The organism is Bacillus sp. AFS017336, from assembly GCF_002555445.1.
In the GTDB taxonomy this organism is placed as follows: Bacteria; Bacillota; Bacilli; order Bacillales; family Bacillaceae_G; genus Gottfriedia.
Genome location: NZ_NUCO01000030.1, coordinates 1 through 23,054 on the forward strand (window position 1 = coordinate 1; position 23,054 = coordinate 23,054).

At 33.6% G+C, this 23,054-nt stretch carries 17 protein-coding genes and 1 riboswitch; of the genes, 14 read left to right on the top strand and 3 right to left on the bottom strand.

Translation table 11 applies throughout. The annotated features are described in order from the left end of the window. Positions 1-373 precede the first annotated feature (373 nt). The 7 genes from CN601_RS17635 to CN601_RS17665 all read left to right on the top strand — a co-directional run bounded on the left by CN601_RS17635 (position 374) and on the right by CN601_RS17665 (position 10,431). Positions 374-1,837, top strand: coding sequence for a catalase (locus CN601_RS17635; protein ID WP_098171794.1), 1,464 nt, complete (start codon positions 374-376; stop codon positions 1,835-1,837). Between the two features lie 178 nt (positions 1,838-2,015). Next, entirely contained in the window at positions 2,016-3,449 is a 1,434-nt protein-coding gene (locus CN601_RS17640; RefSeq protein WP_098171795.1) for a S41 family peptidase, read from the top strand. 286 nt (positions 3,450-3,735) lie between these two features. Further along, complete coding sequence (locus CN601_RS17645) at positions 3,736-4,929, top strand: PDZ domain-containing protein (protein ID WP_098118813.1); 1,194 nt, start codon at positions 3,736-3,738, stop codon at positions 4,927-4,929. Between the two features lie 332 nt (positions 4,930-5,261). Further along, the gene (locus tag CN601_RS17650) at positions 5,262-6,692 is read left to right on the top strand and encodes a PTS mannitol transporter subunit IIBC (protein WP_098118812.1); all 1,431 of its coding nucleotides are present in this window, start codon (positions 5,262-5,264) and stop codon (positions 6,690-6,692) included. Between the two features lie 24 nt (positions 6,693-6,716). After that, positions 6,717-8,819, top strand: a complete 2,103-nt coding sequence (locus CN601_RS17655) for a BglG family transcription antiterminator (protein WP_098171796.1) — start codon at positions 6,717-6,719, stop codon at positions 8,817-8,819. A gap of 10 nt (positions 8,820-8,829) precedes the next feature. Beyond that, entirely contained in the window at positions 8,830-9,267 is a 438-nt protein-coding gene (locus CN601_RS17660) for a PTS mannitol transporter subunit IIA (protein WP_098119112.1), read from the top strand. Next, a complete protein-coding gene (locus CN601_RS17665; protein WP_098171797.1) occupies positions 9,268-10,431 on the top strand; it encodes a mannitol-1-phosphate 5-dehydrogenase in 1,164 nt (387 codons plus the stop codon). Positions 10,432-10,514: 83 nt separating this feature from the next. On the opposite strand, the gene CN601_RS17670 is transcribed toward CN601_RS17665, so the two are convergent. Further along, positions 10,515-11,762 carry a helix-turn-helix domain-containing protein gene (locus CN601_RS17670; RefSeq protein ID WP_098118809.1) on the bottom strand — a complete coding sequence of 416 codons (1,248 nt, stop codon included), beginning with the start codon at positions 11,760-11,762 and terminating at the stop codon, positions 10,515-10,517. Between the two features lie 395 nt (positions 11,763-12,157). On the opposite strand from CN601_RS17670, the gene CN601_RS17675 reads away from it, so the two are divergent. Both CN601_RS17675 and CN601_RS17680 read left to right on the top strand, forming a co-directional pair. Beyond that, positions 12,158-16,219, top strand: coding sequence for a S8 family serine peptidase (locus CN601_RS17675; protein WP_098171798.1), 4,062 nt, complete (start codon positions 12,158-12,160; stop codon positions 16,217-16,219). 118 nt (positions 16,220-16,337) lie between these two features. Continuing rightward, complete coding sequence (locus CN601_RS17680; RefSeq protein ID WP_098171799.1) at positions 16,338-17,159, top strand: hypothetical protein; 822 nt, start codon at positions 16,338-16,340, stop codon at positions 17,157-17,159. A 111-nt stretch (positions 17,160-17,270) separates the two neighbouring features. Here the strand turns inward: CN601_RS17680 and rluF are convergent, their stop codons facing one another. Continuing rightward, positions 17,271-17,987, bottom strand: coding sequence for a 23S rRNA pseudouridine(2604) synthase RluF (gene rluF, locus CN601_RS17685; protein ID WP_172446342.1), 717 nt, complete (start codon positions 17,985-17,987; stop codon positions 17,271-17,273). 195 nt (positions 17,988-18,182) lie between these two features. After that, positions 18,183-18,284, top strand: a riboswitch (purine riboswitch). Between the two features lie 87 nt (positions 18,285-18,371). Between rluF and CN601_RS17690 the strand changes: the two genes are divergently transcribed. The 5 genes from CN601_RS17690 to CN601_RS26995 all read left to right on the top strand — a co-directional run bounded on the left by CN601_RS17690 (position 18,372) and on the right by CN601_RS26995 (position 22,236). Then, positions 18,372-19,673 (top strand): NCS2 family permease, encoded by a 1,302-nt coding sequence (locus CN601_RS17690; RefSeq protein ID WP_098171800.1) that lies wholly within the window; start codon positions 18,372-18,374, stop codon positions 19,671-19,673. Positions 19,674-19,841: 168 nt separating this feature from the next. Next, positions 19,842-20,039, top strand: coding sequence for a hypothetical protein (locus tag CN601_RS17695; RefSeq protein WP_098118806.1), 198 nt, complete (start codon positions 19,842-19,844; stop codon positions 20,037-20,039). A gap of 169 nt (positions 20,040-20,208) precedes the next feature. After that, positions 20,209-21,081, top strand: coding sequence for a LysR family transcriptional regulator (locus CN601_RS17700; RefSeq protein WP_098171801.1), 873 nt, complete (start codon positions 20,209-20,211; stop codon positions 21,079-21,081). An 82-nt stretch (positions 21,082-21,163) separates the two neighbouring features. Further along, positions 21,164-21,958, top strand: coding sequence for an SDR family NAD(P)-dependent oxidoreductase (locus tag CN601_RS17705; protein ID WP_098171802.1), 795 nt, complete (start codon positions 21,164-21,166; stop codon positions 21,956-21,958). Between the two features lie 122 nt (positions 21,959-22,080). Continuing rightward, positions 22,081-22,236 carry a hypothetical protein gene (locus CN601_RS26995; protein ID WP_179865597.1) on the top strand — a complete coding sequence of 52 codons (156 nt, stop codon included), beginning with the start codon at positions 22,081-22,083 and terminating at the stop codon, positions 22,234-22,236. Between the two features lie 196 nt (positions 22,237-22,432). Here the strand turns inward: CN601_RS26995 and CN601_RS17710 are convergent, their stop codons facing one another. Continuing rightward, entirely contained in the window at positions 22,433-23,053 is a 621-nt protein-coding gene (locus CN601_RS17710; protein WP_098171803.1) for a DUF47 domain-containing protein, read from the bottom strand. Position 23,054: the final 1 nt, after the last annotated feature.

Genomic DNA, 23,054 nt, shown 5'->3' on the forward strand with positions numbered 1-23,054 from the left:
CTTTTTAGACTAACTTAAAAATTCGCTAGTTTTTAAAAAAGTTAAGTAGTTTTCATCAAAAACCTCTATTAAATAAAAAAAACAAATAAATTAGCCCCAACTTAAAAGTTTATTTCTCTATATGGCTATTACGCTTACATGTTAGAACGGCATCTTCATCCCTTTCAATGCTTAAAAAAATGACACATCCATCAGCTTTTTACAACGAATCTATTAAAATAGCATATTACTTTTACATTGATAATAAAAAGTCCAATTTAGTTAAAATATTCCTAGTTTATAATTATTATAATTTAATATTGATTTTCATTTAAAAGTAACTTATTATATAGTTATTACTAATTAATAATAATTCTAATTAAGGAGAAATGATATGACAAATAACCGTTTAACAACAAATCAAGGTGTTCCTATTGGAGATAATCAAAATTCACTTACGGCAGGGCGTAGAGGTCCAACTTTATTAGAGGATTATCAATTAATTGAAAAGCTAGCTCATTTTGATCGTGAAAGAGTACCTGAACGTGTTGTACATGCGCGTGGAGCTGGAGCACATGGTGTTTTCATCACTAAAAATAGTATGAAAAAATACACGAAAGCTAAATTTCTACAAGATGCTGGTACGGAAACACCGGTATTTGCTCGTTTCTCAACAGTTATTCATGGAATGCATTCTCCTGAAACACTACGTGACCCTCGAGGGTTTGCTGTGAAATTCTATACTGAAGATGGAAACTATGACTTTGTCGGTAATAATCTACCAATATTCTTTATTCGTGATGCAATGAAATTCCCTGATATGGTTCATTCGTTGAAGCCAGATCCAAGAACAAATTTACAAACACCTAACCGATATTGGGATTTTATGTCACTAACGCCTGAGTCAACAAATATGTTATTACATGTATTTTCTGATGAAGGTATTCCAGCGAACTACCGTCAAATGAGAGGTTCAAGTGTTCATGCATATAAGTGGGTAAACGAATACGGGAATACCGTATATATAAAACTTCGTTGGGTACCAAAGCAGGGGATTGAAAATCTTTCAATGGAAGAAGCTAGTGAAGTTCAAGGTAAAGATTTTAACCATGCGAGCCGTGATTTATATGATTCAATTGAAAATGGAGATTTCCCAGAATGGGACTTATATGTTCAAGTATTAAATCCAGCAGATATGGATGATTTCGATTTTGATCCATTAGATCCTACAAAAGATTGGTTTGAAGATGTGATTCCTCGTCAATTTGTTGGAACGATGATCTTAAATAGAAACCCAGAAAACATATTTGCTGAAACAGAATCGGTTGGGTTTAATCCTGGTGTACTAGTTCCCGGTATGCTACCTTCTGAGGATAAGTTGCTGCAAGGAAGACTATTCTCATATTCAGATACACAAAGATATCGAATTGGAGCAAATTATATGCAGCTTCCTATTAACTGTCCTTTTGCGAAAGTAGCGAATGGCCAACGCGATGGTCATATGCCAATTGGTCAGCAAACCCATCAAATTAACTTTGAGCCAAATAGCTACTCAGATACGCCAAAAGAGGATACGAATTATGTAGAAGTGGCTCAGCCATTAAACGGTGTTTCTGAGCGTAAGAAAATCGAAAAAACGAATGACTTTGGTCATGCAGGGGAAGTATGGAATAGATATAGTAAAGCAGAGCAGGATGCTGTTATTAAAAATATTAGCGCTGATATGGCAGACGTAGATGAAAAAATTAAGCTTCGTGCAGTTTGTAACTTCTATCGTGCTGACGCAAATTTAGGTGAGAAACTTGCAAATAACTTAGGAATTGATTTAACTCCATACTTGCAACATCTTCCAAAATAAATTAAACTCTTCTAATAAAAATTTATTAAATCGTGTTCTACTTGCAAACATAAGTGATACAGGCTTATCATATAATAGAACAGAAATGGCATCGCACGTCTGTGTGATGCTTTTTCAATACATACACTATTTAATAGATTGGAACGTTCTAAAAGGAACGAAAAATAGGAGGTTCTGTATGAATCGTAAAACAACGGCCCTACTTGCAACAGCAACATTTGTTGTTGGTATGGGTGTAGGTACATTTGGATTTGGTGATGGCACAAGTACGATCGTTTCGAAATTATCAGAGAGTAAAGAAGTAAAAGCTTCTGAAGATCAAAATATAGCTAAAATACAAAAAGCTTACGAAATAATAGCGAACCAATATGTGAAAAAAATTGATCCGGATAAATTAACTGAAGGAGCAATTCAAGGAATGGTGACAACTTTAGATGATCCATTCTCGACTTATATGGATGGGAGAACAGCTAAACAATTCCACGAATCTTTAGGTTCATCTTTCCAAGGAATTGGAGCAGAGGTTTCTAAAGATGGAGACAAGTTAATTATCGTATCTCCAATTAAAAACTCACCTGCAGAAAAGGCTGGTCTGAAACCAAAAGATGAAATTTTAAGTGTTGACGGTAAAAGTGTAAAAGGTTTATCTCAATATGATGCAGTCTTAAAAATCCGTGGTAAAAAGGGAACTAATGTAACGATTGAAGTGAAACGTCCAGGAGTTGCAGATCCAATTAAATTTACAATTAAACGTGACGATATTCCAATGTATACAGTATTTAGTTCAGTTAAAGATGTAAACAATGAAAAAATCGGATATATTCATATCACTTCATTTAATGAAAAAACAGCTGATGAGTTTAAGAAAGAATTGAAAAAATTAGAGAATCAGGATATTCAAGGCCTAACAATTGACGTGCGTGGAAATCCTGGTGGTTACTTACAAGCTGTTGAAGGTGTATTAGAAGAATTAGTTGTAAAAAATGAACCATATTTACAAGTAGAAAATCGAGATGGCCAACGTGAGAAGTACTATACTAAATTAACAAAAGCGAAACCATATCCAATTGATGTATTAATTGATAATGGTAGTGCATCAGCAGCTGAGATTCTTGCGGCAGCATTAAGTGAAGCAGGACATTATGAATTAATTGGTCAAAAATCATATGGTAAAGGTACTGTTCAATCAACATTAGATTTCAAGGATGGCAGTAACATTAAGCTAACTCAATTTAAATGGTTAACTCCAGATGGTACTTGGATTCATAAAAAAGGTATTAAACCAGATGTTGCGGTGAAACAGCCTGATTATTTCTACGCAACACCGATTGATAAAAAGAAAACATTTAAATTTGATGACAATGATGAGAATATTAAGCAAGCTCAAATTATGTTAAAAGGTTTAGGATATGACCCAGGACGTAAGGATGGTTACTTCAGCAAGCAAACAGAAACTGCTGTTAAGGACTTCCAAGGAGCTGCTGGTATTACAGTCAATGGTAAAATCGATCCTTTAACTTCAGATAAACTTGAGGCATCATTAATTGATAAAATTAAAGATGAAAAGAATGATCTACAATTAGAAAAAGCTTTAGATATGGTAGCTAAGTAAAAATAACAGACAAAGGACGAATATTAATTCGTCCTTTTGTTGTGTAGATAAACTGGTTTTGAAAAGCAGAATATTTTTAGCAGTTCGTCCTCTTTTGACATAATTCCCGGGAAATAGATTCGAAATTACAAACCATGCAGGAGTTTTAGTTTTTAATGTCGAAAGTACACTTTGAGAAGAAGTGTGCTTTTTTTTATTGTTTTAAAACATATTCTCTTTGAAAAAACATCAATAAACCGATAACATAAGTATATCAATCTATTAATAAAAGAAGGTGGTGAATGTTATGTGGTCAAATTTAGTCTCTGAACTCTTAGTTGGATTAGGTAAATTATTTTTAAATCCATTTACTTATATATTCTTTATCGCATCAATTATATGTGGCAATATTCGTGTAAAGCGTGAACGTAAGCATTTTTCAGTCCGAAATTTTAATGTAACATTCGAGTGGAAGACTTCAATATGGTCTGGGTTATTTATTGGAGTAATTCTCTCGGTTATTACGTTAGGGGCCGGAATAAGTATTCCAATTGAAATGGTTTATTTATTGAGTGTGCTAACGATTATTTGTGCGCTATTGTTGCAATTTAGATGGATGTCACCAGCTAATATTTTTGGACTAGCATTAGTTGCGCTACCTTTATTAAATAGAGGACAGGGATCTTTACCATTTTTACATAAGTTTGTTCCTAGTGATATGAGTGCAATGCTTCCTGCTATCATTATTTTACTTGGTTTAATGCTATTGGCTGAAGGAATATTAGTTCAGCGAAATGCGGCAAAGCATACAACGCCTTTATTTATTGAGAGTAAACGAGGAAAAAGAGTAGGGGCACATCAGTCAAATAAATTATGGATGATTCCTTTATTTTTATTAATACCAAGTGGACCAATTGTAAGTGATTATTCATGGTGGCCTACACTTTCTTTAGGCGATAGTAGCTATTCTATTATTTGCGTACCATTTGGGATTGGGTTTTACCAATTAATTCAAGGAATGCTACCAAAGGATTCAATTAAGTTAGTAGGTAAGCGAATAGTTTCTTTAGCGATCTTAGTATGCATTGGTGGAATCTTAAGTTATTTTATTGGATTTGTAGCTTTTATTGCTGCTGCAATCGCAGTAGTAGGAAGAGAAGCAATCAGTTATTTTCATAGAAATCGAGATACTAATACACCATCATACTTCACAACGAAATCAACGGGCCTTACTGTATTAGGAATTTTACCAAACTCTGTCGCTGACAAAATGAAAATACTAGTTGGTGAAAGCATTACAAAGGTAAATGGAAAAAATGTGTCAACCGTTAATGAATTTTATGAAGCACTTCAAATTAATCGCGCGTACTGTAAATTAGAAGTAATTGATTATAATTCTGAAATGCGTATTGCTCAATCTTCCGTTTATGAAGGTGAGCACCATGAGTTAGGATTCTTATTCCCGGAAGAGGAATCTAAATATAGTGGCCAGGTTGGATAATTTTTAAACAGACAAATAAGAAGGAACATATTCTAACTGAGAATATGTTCCTTTTTTATTTGTTTTATTTTTGGGATTTCGACTGAAGTGTGAGTATTATATAGTGAAAAATACATGGGCAATATGTCGTGTGTACAACCGTGATGTGAGACCTATTGCTCGGAAATGTGAAATCTATCATTCTATTAAAAGAAGGAAATAAGAACAGTGCGAATTTTCTTCTTTTAAATTTTGTCACTTTAGTTTGTGACAAATACGAATATTCATTTCATTGTATTGGTACTGTAAGCGTTTTATCATTTAGATACAAGGTTTACGAGGGAGGTAAAAATTTGAATACAAGTAAAAATAGTAAAATAAAAGTAAAAATACAACGGTTTGGTAGTTTCCTAAGCGGAATGGTTATGCCAAACATTGGTGCGTTTATAGCATGGGGATTAATAACGGCATTATTTATACCTACTGGATGGATTCCTAATGCAAAGCTAGCAGTTTTAGTAAGCCCAATGATTACATACTTACTACCATTGTTAATTGGTTTTACCGGTGGAAGAATGGTACATGATATTCGAGGCGGCGTAGTTGGAGCGATTGCAACAATGGGTGTAATTGTAGGTGCTGAAATGCCAATGTTTTTAGGGGCTATGATTATGGGGCCACTTGGCGGTTTGGCCATAAAGAAATTTGACCAAGCTATACAAGGAAAAGTTAAATCAGGATTTGAGATGTTAGTTAATAATTTCTCTGCGGGTATAATCGGAGCAATTTTAGCAATTATTGGTTTAATTGGTGTTAATCCGGTTGTATCAACTTTAACTGAAGTATTAGCAAACGGCGTAGATATGATGGTAAAGGCAAATGTCATTCCATTAGCAAACATATTTATTGAGCCAGCTAAAATTTTATTTTTAAATAATGCAATTAACCACGGGATTTTAAGTCCAATTGGTCTTGAACAAGCAAAATCTGCAGGAAAATCACTTTTATTTTTATTAGAAGCTAACCCAGGACCGGGCTTAGGCGTTTTATTAGCATATACAATTTTCGGAAAAGGAACGGCTAAACAAACAGCACCAGGAGCAGTTATTATTCACTTCTTGGGCGGGATTCATGAGATTTATTTCCCTTATATCTTAATGAGACCTTTATTAATTTTATCAGTTATTGCAGGTGGTGTTGCCGGAACATTTACTTTTAATGTTTTAGGAGCAGGACTTGTAGCAGCAGCTTCTCCAGGTAGTATTATCGCGATTTTAGCAATGGCACCAAAAGGAGGATACTTACCAATACTTGCGGGAGTATTAGTAGCAACAGCTGTTTCATTTATTATTTCAGCAGTCGTTTTAAAATCATCAAAATCTGTGGCATCAGACGAAGATTTAGAAAAAGCTGCTCAAAAAACGCAAGATTTAAAAGGAAAAGAAAGTAAAGTGGCTAGTCTATTACAGACTGAAAAAGAAGTAGCTAGTTCTCTTGGTATTAGTAAAGAAGTGACAAAAATTATATTTGCTTGTGATGCGGGTATGGGATCAAGTGCCATGGGAGCATCAATAATGCGCAAAAAGGTAAAAACAGCGGGAATAGATTTAGAGGTTACTAATGTAGCAATTAATAATCTACCAAATGATGTAGATGTTGTCATAACACATAAAGATTTAACTGATCGAGCAAAAGCAAAAGTGCCAAATGCAATTCATATCTCAGTAGAAAACTTCTTAAATAGTCCGAAGTATGATGAATTAGTGAACTCTTTATTAAAATAATAATAAATTTTAAAAGAGGTATACATGTATATATCAGCTAGAGAAAGAGAAATCATTACTTTGTTGTTAGATCATCCAAACGGAATGAATGCTCAAGAAATTGCAGTGCACTTAAATGTAAGTAGTCGAACCGTGCAACGAGAGCTTAAAGGGGTCGAAGGTATTGTTAAAGCTCATCATCTTTTATTTAAAAAGGTATCAGGTGTCGGGATGTATATCGAAGGGTCACCTGAGCAAAAAAACGAGCTTCAAATAGCAATATTAAAAAGTGGGCAAGAGTTTACTCAAAAAGAAAGACAAGAGTTAATTCTCTGTTCCTTATTGAAAGAGCCGGAATCTATTAAATTAAGCTCTCTGGCAAATGAGCTACATGTTACGGTTGCTACAGTTAGTAACGACTTAAATAAAGTTGAAGAGTGGCTAAAGGACTTTGATTTAGAACTGATCAGAAAAAAAGGGTACGGTATTGCTTTGCTTGGTTCTGAAAGGAAAAAGAGAAAGGCATTAGGGCACCTGATTGCACAACAATTAAATGAATATGAGTTTTTGTCTGTAATGGAAAATGAGCGCGAGACAAGGAATAGATTCTCAGATGGGTTGTTAGAAATAATAAAGCTCGAGAAGTTAACTATAATAGGAAAAATAATTCGGGATAATGAACAACAGTTACCATACTCTTTAGCTGATAGTGCATTTATGACTTTTACAATTCATCTTTCTTTGGCAATCGAAAGAATTATTCAGGGTGAGGTCATACAGATTAATCAGGTAGTACTTGAAGAGCTAGGAACTTCTAAGGAATTTCATATAGCAGGTCAGATCGTAAATGAATTAGAAGAAGTGTTTAAAGTTAAGATCCCAGATGCAGAAAAAGGGTATATTACGATGCACTTATTGGGTGCAAGACAACGCCAGGAGAAAAATGATTGGCTAGAAGAAAGTAGTACCGAAATTATTGCTGGCTCAAAAAAGTTAATCAACTATGTATCTGAGGAACTTGATATAAATTTTGATGAAGATCATGCATTATTTGAAGGGTTAATTACACATATTGAACCAGCAATTTATCGAATTCAAAAAAAACTAGATGTAAATAACCCATTAACAAGCCAAATTCAAGATAACTATCCAGTGCTATTTAAGATCATTCAAAATGGATTGAAAATTGCCTTTCCATCAGTTGTTTTTCCGATTGAGGAAGTCGCTTATCTTGTGCTGCATTTTGGTTCATCACACGTAATCTATGATAACAGTAAAGAAATAACGGCACTTGTATTATGTTCAAGTGGCATTGGCTCTTCTAAAATGTTAGCAAGTCGAATCAAAAAAGAGATAAAAGAGATTACTGAAATTGAAGTATCGTCTTTAGCAAACTTAAAAAATATTCACTTTGAAAATTACGATATTATTTTATCAACTGTTGATATGCCAGGCTTCTCACAAAAATATTTTACAGTAAATCCTTTGTTAACAAAGGAAGAGGCTGAACAAATTCGTGAAGAAATAAAGCGCAATTCCTTAACGACAGAAGCGACGCTATTAAGAAAGCTCCATAGTAAAACCGTTCAAAAGGAAATAACACTGGAAACGCCTGAATCAATTAAACAAAATATGGAGATCGTTCACCAATTTACAGAGACCGTGCTACATATTTTGGATACATTCGAGACGATTTCTTTATCATTTATTCCAACTTCATCAATTTTACTATTGGAAGTTTGTAAACAAGCCAACTTAAGGGGGTTGATTGGTGACTATTTCGAAGTATCAAATCAACTTTTGGAAAGGGAAAAGAAGGGCGGTTTAGGGATACCTGGTACAAATGTAGCGTTATATCACTGTCGTTCAGAATATGTTGTAAAGCCTGTATTTTTATCGTTTCAACTTCATGAACCAATGGTAGTAAAAGCGATGGATCAATCAACAGTTAAAATTGAGGCAGCATTATTATTACTTGCACCAGTTGATATACAGCTAGGTCAATTAGAAGTACTAAGCACGATTAGCTCAACAATTATTGAAGATGAAGAATCGATGAAGATTTTCGCTTCTAATAACTATACAGATGTTTATAAAAAACTCAGTTATGCATTATACGAAAATTTACAGAAAAGATTTAAGAATTGAGGGATTAATAATGATTCAAACAGTTTTACCAACAGAAAATATTTTATTAAATGTAGAGGCAAAAACAAAAGAAGAGGCTATTCGATTAGCAGGAAGTGTTTTAGTTAAGAACGGTTATGTAAAAGAAAATTACATCGAGAAAATGATTGAAAGAGAAGAGTCTTTAACTACTTACATGGGGAACTTTATTGCAATTCCGCACGGAACAGAAGAATCAAAGCAAGAAGTTATTTCATCTGGTATATCGATTCTTCAAATTCCTAATGGAGTAGATTTTGGGAATGGAAATATTGTAAAGGTAGTATTCGGTATTGCAGGAAAAGACAATGAACATCTGGATTTATTATCTCAAATTGCAATCCTTTGTTCAGAGGAAGAAAATGTACATAAATTGGTCGCTGCCACATCAAAAGAGGAACTAATTTCAATGTTTAGTGAGGTGGAGTAGATGTTAGCTGTACACTTTGGCGCTGGAAATATTGGTAGAGGTTTTATTGGACAATTATTGCATAAGGCAGGATATGAGATTTGCTTCGTTGATGTAAATGAAGAGATGATTAATGAGTTAAATGATAAAAAAACATATTCTGTCATGCTAGCAGATCGTACTCAAGAAAAAACAAGAATAACGAATGTAAGAGGAATTAATAGTTTGAAAGACCCTCAAGAAGTAGCAAAAGTAATTGCACAAGCCGACCTTGTAACAACAGCAGTAGGCCCGACAATTCTTCCAAAAATAGCAAAGCTAATTGCAGATGGAATAATAGAACGAGTTGAGAGTTCAGATAAAGCGCTAAATATTATAGCATGTGAAAATATGATTGGTGGAAGTACATTTTTGAGAGATGAAGTGTACTTAAATATGACATTATCCCAACAGAAAAAAACTGAACAGTCAGTCAGTTTTCCGGATGCAGCGGTAGATCGCATCGTACCGATTCAAAGTCATGAAGATAAATTGTTGGTAGCAGTTGAACCATTTTATGAATGGGTGATTGACCAATCAAAAATGATTGGAGAAGTTCCAGTAATTAATGGGGTAACATATGTAGATGATTTGCTTCCATATATTGAAAGAAAACTATTTACAGTAAATACTGGCCATGCAGCGACAGCTTATCTAGGAAATTTTTATGGATACGAAACGATTAAAGAAGCTATTTCTGATAAAAATATTAGAAATATCGTTAGCTCAGTATTAGATGAGACTGGGAAGCTATTAGTTAAAAAATATAATTTTGATCCAGTTGAACACAATACATATATCCAAAAAATTATAGCAAGATTTGAAAATGAATATATATCTGATGAAGTGTCCCGAGTTGCACGTTCTCCAATTCGTAAATTAGGAGCAAATGATCGTTTTATTAAACCGTTGAGGGAGTTAATGGAATTTGGCATAACACCTAAATATTTAGTTAAAGCTATTGCAACTGCACTATTCTATAAAAATAAAGATGATAACGAAGCAATTGAACTACAAAGTTTTCTTCAGAACCATACTGTGGAAGAGTTGCTCGTTAAATATTCTGAATTATCAGAATATAAAGAGCTAATTCATTTAATTATAGATGAGTACAATCAATTAGAGAGAGACTTACTTGTACATTGATTTAATTTTTTATTAATCATTTGGGGCTAAAAAAGGACCAATTCGTTTATTGAATCGGTCCTTTTTCATTTTCATGTCTTATACTAACGGCCATTAACAAACATATCCCCAGTTTGCACTGCTTTCTCATATTGCTTAGTAGTAACATAATAGTTATAAAGTAATTTTGCATATTTAGTTAAATGCGTTACATGATGGTGACTTTTAAAAAATGGAAATGCAGTTTGCTCCAAGTACCTATAATATTCATCGAAATCTTTGTTAAATCGTAAAATTAGAAGGTTAAAGAGAATCTTATATAAATCATTTGTAGCTTTTTCTGAAAGAGCGAGTCCTTCTAATGCTTGTTCTAGCAACTCTTTTGTTGATAAAAGCTTTCCTTCTTCTGCATTATCTAAATAGTTATACAAACGATTTAAATAAGGTAGTGATTGTTTATCAGCTTCTTCAACTGACTCTTTATAAAAAATATGTGCATTTTTATAGTCTTGCTTCCAAAAATACATTAAACCTAAATTATGTAAGATCATACCTCTTTTATCTAGGAGACCTAGTGCTTCACTATGCTCAATTAAGCTCTCGTACCTTTTTACAATTTCTTCAAAATCTAGCTGTGTACTGTCTTTTAATTGTACTAGCATCAATGATTCAGCCAAAATTGCTCTTGCGTAATTATTTGTTTTATTAAAGAATCTAAAGGCTTTTTCACCATAGAAATATGCCATAACTTTTGACTGGGTCCAATGATAGGCTGATCCTAGATGATAGTAATATTCTTTATTTCCATATTCCTCTATATTGACCTTCTTTAATTCCTGTAATGCAATTTGTCTATTCACATTTTCTAAACGAGTATATTGGGCTAAATAGTATATGCCTTTGACGTGATGATATAAGTTTTTTTCATAACTAGTCATTGGGGGAGAATCTTTTTCGATTCGTTTAATCAGGCGATCTGCTTTATCTATGTTTTTACATAAAATAAAATAACGAATTAATAAAAGTTGATAATAGATTGCATAGTTGGAAGCTTTTATATAGTGAATGTTTTCTAATTCTTCTTTTATGTTTATGACATCTCTCATTCGCTCTAATATGATTGCGTTGTGCCATTTTTGAAGCTTCATTTCAATATTTTGAACAGTAATAATTTCATTCCTTATGTCAATCTGAAGACGTTGAGAGAACAATTGGATAATTTCTTCAGAATATCGAGTTTCTCCTCTTTCAATTCTGCTCACATGAGTGGCAGTACAAATGTCTTTACCTAATTCTTCTTGAGTCAACCCCGCTTTTTTGCGGTAAAATTTAATGATTTCTCCTTCAAGCATATGTTCTCTCCTTTTCTAATCCCAGTTGATAAACTCTGATGCTTCTTTGCGTTATTGTAAGACCACATTCACGCAATACGAATTACGCAAATCTAAGAAACTAGAAAGTTCAAAGACTCTAATAAACCCATTATTTCAATTATAACTAGAATTTCGTAAAGTCAAATACTTTCATTTTAAAATAAAAATAACACAAATATTTACGTATAATTTCCTGCTTTTTTTATATTTAATGAAACTTTCTTTCAAATTTCAATGCTTTTTAGTAAAAAAATCCTACAAAATAACCTAAATTTCGATTGGAAATAACACAATAGGCTTTTTTTACAAATAAGATTACTATTTAAATTATAAGAATTTTTAAATTATATAGAGAAAAATGGGGGATGAAGTTTATGAAGGCAAAAACATTGGTAAAGCACTCAGCGGTACTTGCCCTTTCTACAAGTCTGCTTATATCACCTTTTAGTGCAAAGTCATATTTAACGGCAAAAGCGGCAACTTCTAAAGCAGAAGAGATATTATCATCAATTTCACCAGAACAAAGGGAAGCATTAAAGCAATTAGAATTAAATGATCAGGATGGACTTCAAGGTTTCAGTGAAAATGATCTGAATTCTGATAAAGACATCTCTGTAATTGTTCAGTTTAATTCAGATCCAAGCAATGTCGCAGTATTAGAAGCAGCAGTTGATGGAAAGTCATTAACAAAAGAATCAGCAAAAGCACAAGTAGACAAAGAACACAAAGTTTTTAAAGAAGATGTAGGAAAGTTTGTAAAGGTTAAGGATAAGAAAAATGCACCTGTCATTACAAAAACTTATAAAACAGCATTTAACGGTGCAGCTATAACACTCCCTGCTAATGAAGTGAAGGGGTTATTAAAATCTGATGCGGTTAAAACGATTTATAAGGATATTACCTTTAATGTAAATCCTGTTAAAGAGAATGTTCCAACTGATGTTTCAGATAAAACAACTACATCTGTTGACAGTATCCCATATTTAAATGTGGACAAGCTACATAAAGAAGGAGTAACAGGTAAAGGCGTTAAAGTTGGGGTATTAGATACAGGTATCGACTATAACCACCCTGATTTAAAAGAAGCTTTCAAAGGCGGATATGATTTTGTAGATAATGATAATGATCCAATGGAAGCTACATACAAGGACTGGCAGACATCAAATCAACCAGAAAGTAATGGTAGTAGCTCTTACTATACAGAGCATGGCACACATGTATCGGGCACAATTGTAGGACAAAATAAAGGTAAAAATGGAGTATCAGTAGAAGGTGTTGCACCAGATGCGGATCTATATATGTATCGTGTGCTTGGTCCTTATGGAAGTGGATCTTCTGAAAATGTTATTGCAGGGATAGATAAAGCAGTTCAAGATGGCATGGATGTCATTAACCTTTCATTAGGTGCTGCTATCAACGATCCGTATTATCCAACGAGCACAGCAATAAACTATGCGGTACTAAATGGCGTAACGGCGGTAGTTTCTGCAGGAAACAGTGGGCCAAATGCTTATACTTTAGGTTCACCGGGTACAGCAGCATTTGCTTTAACAGTTGGCGCAAGTGATGTCCCAACTTCAATTACAACATTTGATGGGAAAATAGCTGACGGCTGGTCGACTGATCTTGTTAGTATGGCTAGAAGCTTCGCCGATAACTTTAATAGTTTAGAAGGAAAATCTCTTGATCTAGTAGATGTTGGGCTAGGGACTTTAGATGACTACAAAAATAAAAATGTTGCTGGAAAAATTGCATTCGTTCAACGTGGAAACTTTGCTCTAGTAGACAAAGTAAAGTTTGCAAAGCAAAGCGGAGCAGAGGCAGTTATTATGTACAACAATGTGGACGGACATGTTGGATATAACTTAGGTGAATCAATGGAATATATACCTGCATTCTCTATGACAAAGAAAGCAGGAGAAGAGTTAAAAGAAAAAATTGCGGGCGGAAATACAACTTTCACGTTTACGAACTTGAAAGAAAAGTTAACAGAAGGTGATCATTTAGCAGACTTCAGCTCAAGAGGTCCGGTTAATGGAAACTACCAAATGAAGCCTGAGATTACAGCACCTGGCGTGAGTGTTCTTTCTACGGTTCCTTCTTATATTGCAAATCATGTTACACCAGAAGACTATCGATATGCATACCAAAGAATGGATGGAACATCTATGGCATCACCATTTGCAGCTGGGGTGGCGGCATTATTAATAGGAGAAAATCCAAACCTTGAGCCAGCAGATGTTAAATCAATCTTAATGAACACAGCTGACCCTCTAAATGGCGACTATAGTGTATTTGAAGTTGGAGCGGGTCGTGTTGATCCATATCAAGCACTTCACACCGACACAGAAGTAAAAGTACAGGATGAAACATTAATCCCGGTCGGCGAAAAACTATTAAAGGCAGAGAATGAAACAGGTGGGTTAAGTTTCGGAAAACAGGTAGTTAAAACGGCTTCACAACTAAAAGTTAAGAAAGATATTGAGTTTACAAATAACAGTAATAAAAAGAAAACTTTTGATGTCAAAGTGGTAGATAACGCACAAGGAACAAACGGATTACAAGAGAACGGTGTAGTTTTAGATATGGGTGATTCGATTAAAATTAATCCAAACTCAGCTAAAACAATAAAAGCAACATTAACAGTACCTTCAACAGCTAAAAAAGGCTTTTATGAAGGGTATGTTTTAATTACAAACAGTGCAGATAAAACAGAGCAATACCGTATACCATTTAGTTTTAAGAAATCAGATGAAGGTTTTGACACGCTTGATATAGTAACACCTGCTATCTCACCTAGTGCTTATAACCATGGTTCTGATGGCTTTCGCACAGCATCAGCATTGTTAAAATACAATTTAGGCTCAGCTGTTAATACGCTAGATGTTGTATTACAAAACGCAAATACCAATGAAGATCTAGGACTTATTGGTACACTTAATTTGCAAGGAGCTTCTACAGATGTAGATTATTTCCTTCAAGCGTTTAATGGGTCGTATTACAAGTTTACAGGGGATAAAAAACTGCCTATTTCTTCAGAGGTGAGTATTGCTGAACCAGGCCATTACAAACTAAAACTGATCACTACTTTACCGGGTGGGAAACAGCAAATAAAAACAAAAGATGTTTTCATTGATATTGACACACCAAAGGTGAAAAGTTCATTAGATAGTGAATCACCTTTCGTTGAATACAAGCCAGGACAAAAAACAGTTCCTATTGAAATGGAAGTTAAAGATGCAGCTTTAAAAGATATGCAGAAGGCTGGTATGAATATTGACGAAACATCGAATTTTGCAGTTTATACGTATGGTATACCGGTTCCTTATGGCCCAATCCATATGGACGAGAACGGCAAATGGAGCGATGAAGTACAAATGGATGAAAATACTCAAGCTCTTTCGTTTAACTTAATTGGATATGATGCAGCTGGAAACCAAGCTAATTGGAAAGAATATTACTTTGTTAAAGAAGGAACGCCTGTTTCATACGCTAAACATAATGTAGAGTTAGCTAGATCTGGAGATATACTAACTGCATCTCTAGTATTAGATAACTTACAAGGTGTAAAAGAAGCGACTTGGAATTTTGATGATGCACAAGCGGCAGGTATCCCTTATGTTAATCTTGTAGAGGCTTCTTTAACAAATAAATTTAAGGATAAGGCAAGCATTCAAGTAAATGGTAACCAAGTTAAAGTAACATTTAATAAATCAATGGTATTTGACCGCACAGAAGTGGTAAATGTAAAGGTAAAAGTGCAAGATCAACTATTTTACCCAGTAGGTTATATTAACCCATCTGCTAATATTGTAGGTGCTGATGGAAAAGCAGTGAAGCTATTAAATGCTGGTAAACGATTCCAATTAAAATCAAAATTTAACCGTGTACAAGGAAATATTATTCCAGAAGGCTATCTTGTTGAAGATGGATCATATACGGGATATCGTGACTGGACAAAAGTAGGAGCAACTATGAAAGTAACAAATGGCGAATATATCTTAGATGCTACTAAATTAATCGCTAATGGAGGACGTTATAATATTGAGCCGCTTCCATTAAACAAGGATGCATTTACTTTTGAAGTAAATGTTCCAGGACACTTTATTACAAAAGTAACGAATAAATTTGGATTTGAATACAAAGGTGAGTTATATGGAAAAGCATATTCAACAATCAATGCTAAATTGATAGCTGGAGATGTAAACCAAGACAATGTAATCGATATTCAAGATGCGCTTTACGTTCAAACATACTGGGGAACAAACAAACGCAGTGCAGATATCAACTTTGATGGAACAGTAGACGCAAAAGATTTCGCATTCGTAGAGAAAAACTATTTACAACAAAATCCATCAGTACAAAATGCACCAACTCCAAAAAAGAAATATAAAAATGCAACATTAGAAACAATTAAAAGTGAGTTAGGCTTATAATCTTATATCCCAAGGAAGCTGCTATTAAATATTATTAATAGTGGTTTCTTTTTTTATGGAGAATTTAAGCCATTCACGCATTCAACATACGCCCATAAACTAAACTAGGGTGATGAATATGTTAAGAAATCAAGCAGATATAAAGGCCTATCATCAAAAATACTTTCGTCCATCTTGCTTACCTGCTTTAAATCTAAGACTAAATTCTTATAAGTTTTTTGACCCTTTTTATGATAAAACGTATGATCAAATTCAATTACCAAAGGAACTGACTAACACTGCTGAAGATACTATTATCAACTATTTTAGCATTTTGCGAGAAGCAGAAAACATGTCCAGGCGAAGTTGTGGAACGGTTGGCCAAGCGCGAATTCCATTTCCAATTGCCTATAACTTCTTATCAAAGGAGTACCAAAAAAGATTTAGCTATAATGATTACTTTCATTCATTTGCTGGAATTGGTCATACGAGTTTAATCAAGCTTTGTCGAGTACCAGATAGTAAAGGCGGAATAAAGTTTTTTTATGAAATTGAAACAATTGAATCATTTAAAAATAGTAGAGCAGAGTATTTTGGCTATTACTATGGGTTTATCAAGCTGATTCATGAACAAAAAGGCTATCGTATTTCAGATGTTGAACAATATCCAGAGGATTTCTTATGTGCACCGTACCATGGCTGGGATCATGATGCAGAAGCAGTTGTCGATGTGAAGTTTGGAAACTGGTGTAAGCTAATTAAAAAAAGGCATCCACTAATACAAGATGAGTATGTTAAATATATTTACTTTGACGGCAATGATGGGGCTGACTACTGCCTTTTATTCTTTACATTAACAAACGGAACCGACATCGAAATAGCCCAATTCCGTAGATTTGTGGATGTTGATTGGAAACAAATTACCTATAAACCAGAGAAACATTGTTTAACAGAGTCTTAAATGTCTTCATTTTAAAGAGGAACTCATGGACCCGCAATGGGTTAGATATGTTTACACTCATTAAAAAAGAGGAGTCCCATAAATTACATCTCGGGACTCCTTGTTTTTAATTTACCATTCATTTGGTTCGTAATTTAAATCTCTAAACAGCTGAGTTTTTTCTTTTTTAGATAAATCTCTCCATTGACCCATTGGTAGATTGCCTAAATGAATATTCATAATTCGAGTTCTTTGTAATCGAAATACTTCATATCCAAGCGCTTCACACATGCGACGAATTTGACGATTTAAACCTTGTGTTAAAATGATTTGGAAATCGTACTTCGAAAGTTGCCTTACTTCACATGGCAATGTTTTTGTACCTAGAATTTTTACCCCTTCAGACATTTTTGTTAAAAATTCAGGTGTAATCGGTTTATCTACTGATACGATATATTCTTTTTCATGCTTATTTTCAACACGTAGAATTTCATTAACGATATCCCCGTCATTTGTAAGTAGGATTAAACCTTCAGAGTCTTTATCCAATCTTCCAATATTAAAGATACGTAATGGATGGTTTACTAGATCAACAATATTTCCTTTAACACCTTTTTCTGTCGTAGATGTAATGCCAACAGGTTTATTTAAAGCAATATAAACGTGATTTCGGGCTAGTCTGATGTGTTCGCCATTCACAATTACTTCGTCACCAGGCTCAACTTGATCGCCGACTTTGGCTACCTTGCCATTTAATTTAACTCTACCTTCAGTAATTAACTTGTCTGCAGCGCGTCTTGAAGCTTTCCCAGATTCGCTGATAAATTTATTTAAACGAATGTTAAACAACCCCTTAAACTCTAAATTATATTTTCAGAATAACATAAATAGCTTTTTAATGAGAATACCGTTCTACTATTAATAAAAAGACTTTTAAATCATTGTTGTTTACTATTATTTTATCCACATTCATTGTTTTATTTTCTAAATTATATAACAATAATGTTTTTTATTGACAGATTGTAAGGTCGGTCGTATGATAGATAAAATATATTAATATTTTCTCATATAAACTTGAAAATAAGGTTCAAGAGTTTCTACCTAGCGCCCGTAAATTGCTAGACTATGAGGAAGAGCTTCGGATTTTTATTTTCTACACAATGTAAAACTGCCTGCTTTTTCTCATGAAAAGCGGGCAGTTTTTTTATTTTAGTATAATAAAGGAGTCTTCGCATGTTTCAACTTAAAGAACGTAATACTTCCTTAAAAGTGGAAGTATTAGCTGGTTTTACAACATTTTTAACATTAGCGTACATCATTATTGTTAATCCAATGATCTTAAAGGATGCTGGTGTACCTTTTAACCAAGCATTTTTGGCTACTATTTTAGCAACTGTTGTTGGTACATTAACAATGTCATTAATTGCTAATTATCCAATCGTTATTGCACCCGCAATGGGGTTAAATGCTTATTTTACTTATTCTGTAATTGGAGGACATAATCTTCCATATGCAGTAGGTTTCTCTGCAGTTTTTATTACTGGTATTTTATTTTTATTATTATCATTAACTTCATTTCGTACAAAATTAATCCAGGCGATCCCGGCCAATCTAAAACATGCAATTGCGGCCGGAATTGGTTTATTTATAACATTTATTGGATTACGTTTATCTGGTATCGTAGCCGATCATCCTACCAATCTAGTTCAAATTGGTGATTTTACATCCCCTAAAGTAGCACTTACTTTAATTGGCTTACTTATAACAATTGTATTCATGGCACTAAACTTAAACGGTGCATTATTCCTTGGTATGATTACGACAGGACTTATTGCTTATTTTGCAGGACAATTAGACTTTTCAAATGGCTTTGTTGCAATGCCTCATTTACCAAAAGGGATTTTAGTCTACAATCCAATTGATTCGATTAAAGATATTATTGAATATGGACTTTATAGTGTAATCTTCTCATTTTTACTTGTCATGCTATTCGATACGACTGGAGCATTATTAGCAATCGTTAAACAAGCAGACCTTTTAAAAAATGGAAAGTTGGAAAAGGGAGGAAGTGCATTCTCTGCTGACTCTATTGGTACTATTGTTGGCGCGATGTTAGGAACAAGCCCAACCGCAGCAACAGTAGAATCTTCTGCAGGTGTTGGTGCAGGCGGTAAAACTGGTTTAACTTCACTGACTGTAGTTGTTTTATTTGTAATTGCTGCGTTCTTTAGCCCAATGATCGGTTCAGTATCAGATGTAGCCGCAATTACAGCGCCTAGTTTAATTATTGTTGGTTGCTTTATGATTAAAAGTATTTCAGAGATTAAATGGGATGATTTTGAAGAAGCATTTCCTGCATTTTTGGTTATCGTTAGTATGCCTTTAACATCAAGCATTGCAAACGGAATTGCATTAGGCTTTATTGCATATCCTATAATGAAGATCGTAAAACGCAAATTTAATGAAGTACACCCATTTGTTTATCTTTTTGCAGTATTATTCTTAGTACAACTAATATTTTTTGCACATAAGTGATTTAGAGCAGGTTAAGGATTATTAAGTCTTTTACCTGCTTTTTTCTTTACCTAGTAACCCCGCAATCATTTTTCTATTAAAAAGGTTAGAATGGAATATTCTTACCAATAATAAATTATATAGACTGTAGAAATTTTATAAAATGGCTTCAAATGGGAGTGTATTGAAATGAAATTAAAAACATTAATAGGACTATTAATAGGTTCATTGACAACATTTTTTATTTTAAGTCTTCTAAGTAATAAACTTACAAGTAAAGAATACTGGTTCTATGCGTCAATCTATCTCATCTTTATGGTTTTAACATACTTGGCAATTAATTTAGTTAGAAAAGTTAAGTCATCAAAGAAGACAGATTCATTCTGAAAATCATATTGTGAAAACTTGTTCTACTAGCTAAAGACCGGTTCGCTTTGAATCGGTCTTTTTATTTTTTCACTATAAGAGTACAAGGAGTTTTGCTACATGATGCCTATAAGCAAAATAAATGATTATAATAGTGATAATAAGTAAATGCGATATAAGGATGTGGAGTATGGATCAAATTCTTTTAGTTTTTATGGCGGTGGCTGAAAAAAGAAATTTTTCAAGAGCAGCCGAAGAATTACATATGACTCAACCGTCTGTTAGTCAACAAATTCAATTATTAGAGAGACAGATTGGTGCAAAGCTTTTTATTAGAACGAATAAATATGTTCAGTTAACTAAAGCTGGAGAAATAGTTTATTTGCATGCAAAAGAAATAACGAGTTTATATAAACGTATGACCACATTAGTTAATGATTTGGTGAATGAAGCTAGCGGTCATCTAAAAATAGGTGCGAGTTACACGTTTGGTGAGTATGTGTTACCGAAAATCTTAGCGGAAATGAAAAGATCTTACCCGAGTATTGTTCCATCAGTTTTAATAGGTAATACTCGAGAAATTGTTCAATCTGTACTAAGTTATCAAGTTGACGTTGGCATTGTTGAAGGAGATGCGACTAATCAAAATTTAACGATACAACCTTTTGCGAATGATGAAATGTATATTATTGCAGGAACTAAAAGTGAAATTTCATGTAAAGAGATTTTGACAATGGATGAAATAGAAAATGAGACTTGGATTGTTCGAGAAGAAGGGTCAGGAACAAGGGAAGCAACTGAACGATTATTTGAAGTATTAAAGATAAGACCTAAGAACATTGTGGAATTTGGCAGTACCCAATTAATAAAAGAAGCGGTAGAAGCTGGAATGGGTATTACGTATTTATCTGAACTTACAATAAAAAAAGAAAAGCAATTAGGTACAATCGATTATCTTAAAGTAGAGGGGACCCCTATTCAAAGGAATTTTTCAATTATCACAGATAAAATCGAGCTGCAAACTAAATCGATGGAATTATTTATAGAGCTAATTAAAAAATAGTAAAGTACTAATCCTTTTTTTATTTTATTAAACATATAGTAAAACGAAAAGTGTTCAATAAAAGTGAAAAAGGACAATAATAATGACCTTAAAAATTCAAAAGAGAAAAACTGTTTTAATTACAGGGGCAACAAATGGAATCGGATTTGAATTAACAAAGCTATTTGCAAAAGAACAGTTCAATTTAATTTTAGTAGCAAGAAATAGAAATAAATTAGAAGAAATGGCAATATCGCTGATGAAGCAATTTAGTATAAAAGTCTTAGTTATTTCGGAAGATCTTTCTCAAGAAAGCTCTGCTAAATCTATTGCCGATCAAGTATTAAAATCAGAAATGGAAGTAGATCTTCTTGTAAATAATGCTGGGGTTGCACTATATGGCAACTTCGGTTTTACAGATTTAGAAAAAGAGTTAAATATGATTCAACTTAATATCGTTACATTAACTGAACTAGTAAAATACTTTCTCCCAACTATGCTACAAAATAAATCAGGTCAAATTATTAATATTGCTTCAACTGCAGCTTTTCAACCGGGTCCGCTAATGTCTGTCTATGCTGCCTCAAAAGCTTATGTACTTTCATTCAGCGAAGCTCTATCTGAGGAATTAAAGCATACAGGAGTTAGCGTAACTGCAATATGTCCAGGACCGACCAAAACTGGAATAATCAATGCATCTGGTGGAAATAAATCCAAACTATTTCAAGGCAAAATGATGTCACCGAGAAAAGTTGCAAAGTTGACATATGAAGCAATAAAAAAAGAGAAGACAGTTGTTGTGACAGGGCTAAAAAATAAAATTCTTGTTCAAGCCGTTCGATTTATTCCCCGTACGATTGTGAGAAAACTTGCAAGGAAACTGCTAGACGAGAAATAAAAAAATGTCTCAAAAACCAGTGAAAGCCCACCAGGAAGTACGAAAACTGGTGGGCATTTTTGGATTTAATCGAATTAAAAACGATAAACGGCTAACTATTAACAAGAATAGGTGAATTATCAATGAAAAACAGCTATCAATCAACAGGAATAAGTGACTTATCAACGAGAACCGACCATATATCAACAAGAATAGGTGATTTATCAACGAAATATGGCTATCTACCAACAGGAATAAGTATTTATCAACGAAAAACGACCATATATCAACAAGAATAGGTGATTTATCAACAAAATATAGCAATATATCAACGAAGTTCACAGCTTTATCAACAAAGTTCACATAGTGTTCGTGTTTGTCCCATATCGAGACCACTACCAGAAGCAGGAGGCAGCTCAAATTACCAGTAAGAAAATAAAAAAACTGCCCCAAAAGTCCATCGGCTTGCGAGACAGTTCCATCTAAATTATTCAATTAAGCGTTACCCATAATAATTTGTTCAAGTGTATTCGCTACATCTTGTGCGCTGTCAGAAACTGCTTCTAACATTTCATAAATTTCTTTGAATTGAATGATTTTTATTGGGTCCTTTTCATTTTTAAATAATTCTTTAATCGAGGTACGTAATAAGGAATCGCATTGTGATTCATAATCTTTTACTTGGATCGCGTGTACGCGCATCTCTAGTAGTTTTTTTCTTGAAAGGAGTTGAATTGCTTTTAAAATTTCATTCGTTGCAGCTCGGATGTTTTTTACGAATTTGATCATGAAATCATCGATTTGAATGATGGAGTACATTTCAAATGTTGCTGAACATTGTTCCATCCCATCTAGCACATCGTCCATTTTATTAGCAAGTTCGAGAATATCTTCACGTTCAATGGGTGTAATAAATGTTTTGTTTAGTTCGACAATAATTTTATGAATATATGTATCGCCTTTTGTTTCATAGGCTTTCATTTCTTGAGCAAAAGTTTTTAAGTCGGTAGCATTTTTTATTTTAAAGTCGTCAAGATAGATCGCACAAGCATTCGCATTATCAGCAATATCTAATAGTATCTCAAAGAAAATATCATTTTTTTTACCGAATATCAAA